This is a genomic window from bacterium (assembly GCA_037131655.1).
Taxonomy (GTDB): Bacteria; Armatimonadota; Fimbriimonadia; order Fimbriimonadales; family JBAXQP01; genus JBAXQP01.
Genome location: JBAXQP010000299.1, coordinates 1 through 3,291, shown reverse-complemented (window position 1 = coordinate 3,291; position 3,291 = coordinate 1). Strand labels below are relative to the sequence as shown.

The following is a 3,291-nucleotide window of genomic DNA, read 5'->3' as shown; positions in this document are numbered from 1 at the left end:
CTGAGACAGAATAAACATTAGGCAAATTGCCTAAAAAGCAATTGATAAAGTCTAAATCAGGTGCACCCAATGGCTTCCCATTTTCAGACATATCATCATATACGTAATCATAATAACACACGAATTAGTAAAATGCTAGCAATGAAAAAAATAAATAAATAAACCAGCAATTTGAACAGGGTGTTCGTTTCAAAGCTATTTTGGGTGAGGGTAATCCAAAGAAAAATCCAGAGGGACCCAAAGGTCCGCCCTGGATTATATTGCGAATTGATTTAATATCTTAATTTCGGCGACGGCGAATATAGGCGAGAGCGCTGATTAGGGCTGTTCCTAAACCGAACAAAGAAGAGGGTTCAGGAACAACAGAGCCTTTAAACCAACCGGAATTCTCCTGTTGATTTGAACCTGGAGAGGCATAGCCGATGTGGAAGCCCCACTGTACTTCGTTGCTTCCATAATTCAGGCTTGAATAATGGACAGTTTCGGAGGATCCACTAGGCAAGACGCGGTTGTTTCCTTGACCATGCCAACCGGCAATGTTCGTGCTGCCTTTTGCTTCCCAATTCCAATTGTTATTGCTGCCTTCGGTTGCTGTAAACTTTTGATTATCAAGCTTGCTCACGACATATAGAGCTTGAATCCAGTTTATGTTAGAGGTGGTGGCGCCAATTAATATAGTCGGGTTTGATCCAAGCAAAAGAGTGTAACTCAACGTACCTGAAGCTAGGGTTGGAGTAATGCTAATTCCAGTGAAGGAAGCATCATAAAACGAACTCCAATCTGCTGCAAGCGCTGTTGAACGCATTCCAATGCTGAGGAGACTGCAAAGCAGTATTGCCATCGTGGCTGTTGATAAACACTTCATTTTGAACCCCTTTGTGGTCGGTCAGAATACATAACCTATCTCAGACAGTTAGACACGCTAAACTAAGATGCAAAGTGTGTGCCATTATTGGGATTATTGGGAAAACCTAGCTTTATATACAGCCCGCGCTAAGCTATTGCTTACAAGGTATTATTTGAACCGGGATTAATCAGGATTTTGGTTTGAACTTGAGTTGGAGGTTTTTATGAGTTTATCGATAAAAGACACCACGATACTTCGCGGATTAGGTCAGAGGCTGGCAGAGATTGCAGCGCTTCCTATTCAAAAAGAAAAGGCTGAATTATGGCGTCGGCTGAACCGCTTGGAGCGGGTGAGGCCGATGGTATGCCTTTATAACTTAACTTGGGAAGAAACCAAGGGTTTGATTACTCTGGAAACTGAAGACCCGTTTGCTCGCGATATCGAGTGGGATTTGCGTAAGAAGCTGTTTCACTGGGATAACATGAAGGACGACACGGTCTACGAGCCGGTAGTTTACAGCCAGATTATCGATACCCGAAAGTGGATGTTTGAGGAGAACCATTATGGCTTTGTCGTCGAGGACAATTTGGAGCCGGATATCCCCCCCGCGCCGATTGCGATTGATTGGGAAGGCGGCGAGCGTAATTATCAACAAATGTGTGAAATCTTCAATGGCATCCTTCGAGTCGAAAAGCGTGGGGAGAATGGGTACGGAACCGGCATTCTCGACCACTGGGTTGTGTGGAGGGGGATGGACAAATGCTTCACCGACCTCATTGACAATCCTGATTGGGTACACCGGTGGCTTAATGCAATGGTCGAATGGCACCTTCATCAGCTTGGAGAATATGAGCGGTTGGGTTATTTGAACTTAAATAATGGCGCGAATGCCATTGACCCGGGGGGGCTTGGCTTTACCGATGAGCTTCCGCAGCCGGATTTCGATGGCACTCACGTTCGCGCTAAGGATATGTGGGGAATGACTGCCGCTCAGATTTTCGCTGTCGTTTCTCCGTCTTTGCATGAAGAATTTGCCATCCCGCATGACAGTCGTATCCTTCAACAGTTCGGTCTCGCCTGTTATGGCTGCTGCGAACCGCTCGATAAGAAGATTGACATCATCAAGAAAGGCATCCCTAACTTACGCCGAGTAAGCATAAGCCCATGGGCGGATGTGGCGAGGAGTTCAGAAGGTCTTGGCAAGGATTTTGTGTTTTCATGCAAACCCAACCCTGCTTTACTTGGGATGGAAGGATGGGATATTTCAATAGCGGAGAAGTATCTTAGAGACGCTTTATCGAAAACCCGCGAGAACGTGGTGGAGGTCATTATGAAAGACCTTCACACTGTCCGTAACGAGCCTCAACGAATGACAGATTGGGTCAATATGGCGATGCGGTTGGCAGAGGAATATGCATAGCTTAAAAGCTAATTGGAAGCTGAATAAAGCTATAATCTGGGTTGGACAGTTAGGGAACAAAGGAGCTGAGCGTGAGTATTACAGGAAAAGATAGAACGATAATAAGAGATTTGGCTAAACAACTTGAGGAGATTGCCGCTTGGCCGATCATGGAAGAGAAAAGAAAGCTTTGGCGTCGCCTGAATAGTATGGAGCGCGTACGGCCTTTGGTCATACTGGAAAACTGCACCTGGCACGAGACCAGTTGGTTTATCGACCGTGAGCTAAAATGCGAAAGCGAAGAAGCTCGGCTCATTGAATGGACCCACCGTGCAGCGATTTGGACCTACAATAATATTAAAGATGACTCGGTTTGTCAGCCAACTACCTATTCGTGGATGGCTATCAACGATCCCGGTTATGGCATTGCGGAGCACACCACCCGAGTTGAACATCAGATGGGCGCTGTCCGCTACAACACAAATTTGTCAGAGGATACAAGCCCTGATATCATTCCGACGCCCAATATTACCGTTGATTGGGAAGAGACCGAGCGGCGATATCAAGAACAGTGCGAACTCTATGACGGCATCTTTGAGGTTTATAAGCACGGTAGAGGCGGCGGTTGGTTTGCGCCTATGGATATGTTCGTGACATGGAGAGGCATCGAGCAGACGTTCATGGACATGGTCGAGAGGCCGGAGTTTATCCACGCCTGGATGGACAAACTAACATCGCATGTTCTTCTTCAACTCGACCAGTGCGAGAAGCTTAACATTATGACCCTGAATCACCGAGGCGGCACCAATGGACCGGGCGGTCTGGGATTCACTGACTTGCTTCCGCAGAAGGATTTCGACGGCATCCATGTGCGCACGAAAGACATGTGGAGTCATGCGACCACCCAAATATTCTCGGAAGTATCCCCCGCGATGCATAAGGAATTCGCTTTGGACTATGAGGCGAGATACCTCTCGCGATTTGGCCTAAGCAACTACGGCTGCTGCGAACCGCTCGATATGAAAGTGGACATGGTTCTGGAAGC

3 protein-coding genes are annotated in these 3,291 nt (G+C 46.9%); 2 read left to right on the top strand and 1 reads right to left on the bottom strand.

Annotation, left to right across the window (positions count from 1 at the left end):
- Window positions 1–280 precede the first annotated feature (280 nt).
- The gene (locus tag WCO51_11470) at window positions 281–865 is read right to left on the bottom strand and encodes a PEP-CTERM sorting domain-containing protein (protein ID MEI6513873.1); all 585 of its coding nucleotides are present in this window, start codon (window positions 863–865) and stop codon (window positions 281–283) included.
- A 205-nt stretch (window positions 866–1,070) separates the two neighbouring features.
- Here WCO51_11470 and WCO51_11465 point away from each other — a divergent pair, with 205 nt between their 5' ends.
- The gene (locus WCO51_11465) at window positions 1,071–2,267 is read left to right on the top strand and encodes a hypothetical protein (GenBank protein MEI6513872.1); all 1,197 of its coding nucleotides are present in this window, start codon (window positions 1,071–1,073) and stop codon (window positions 2,265–2,267) included.
- A gap of 71 nt (window positions 2,268–2,338) precedes the next feature.
- A partial coding sequence (locus tag WCO51_11460) for a hypothetical protein (GenBank protein ID MEI6513871.1) occupies window positions 2,339–3,291 on the top strand: 953 nt, incomplete at its 3' end.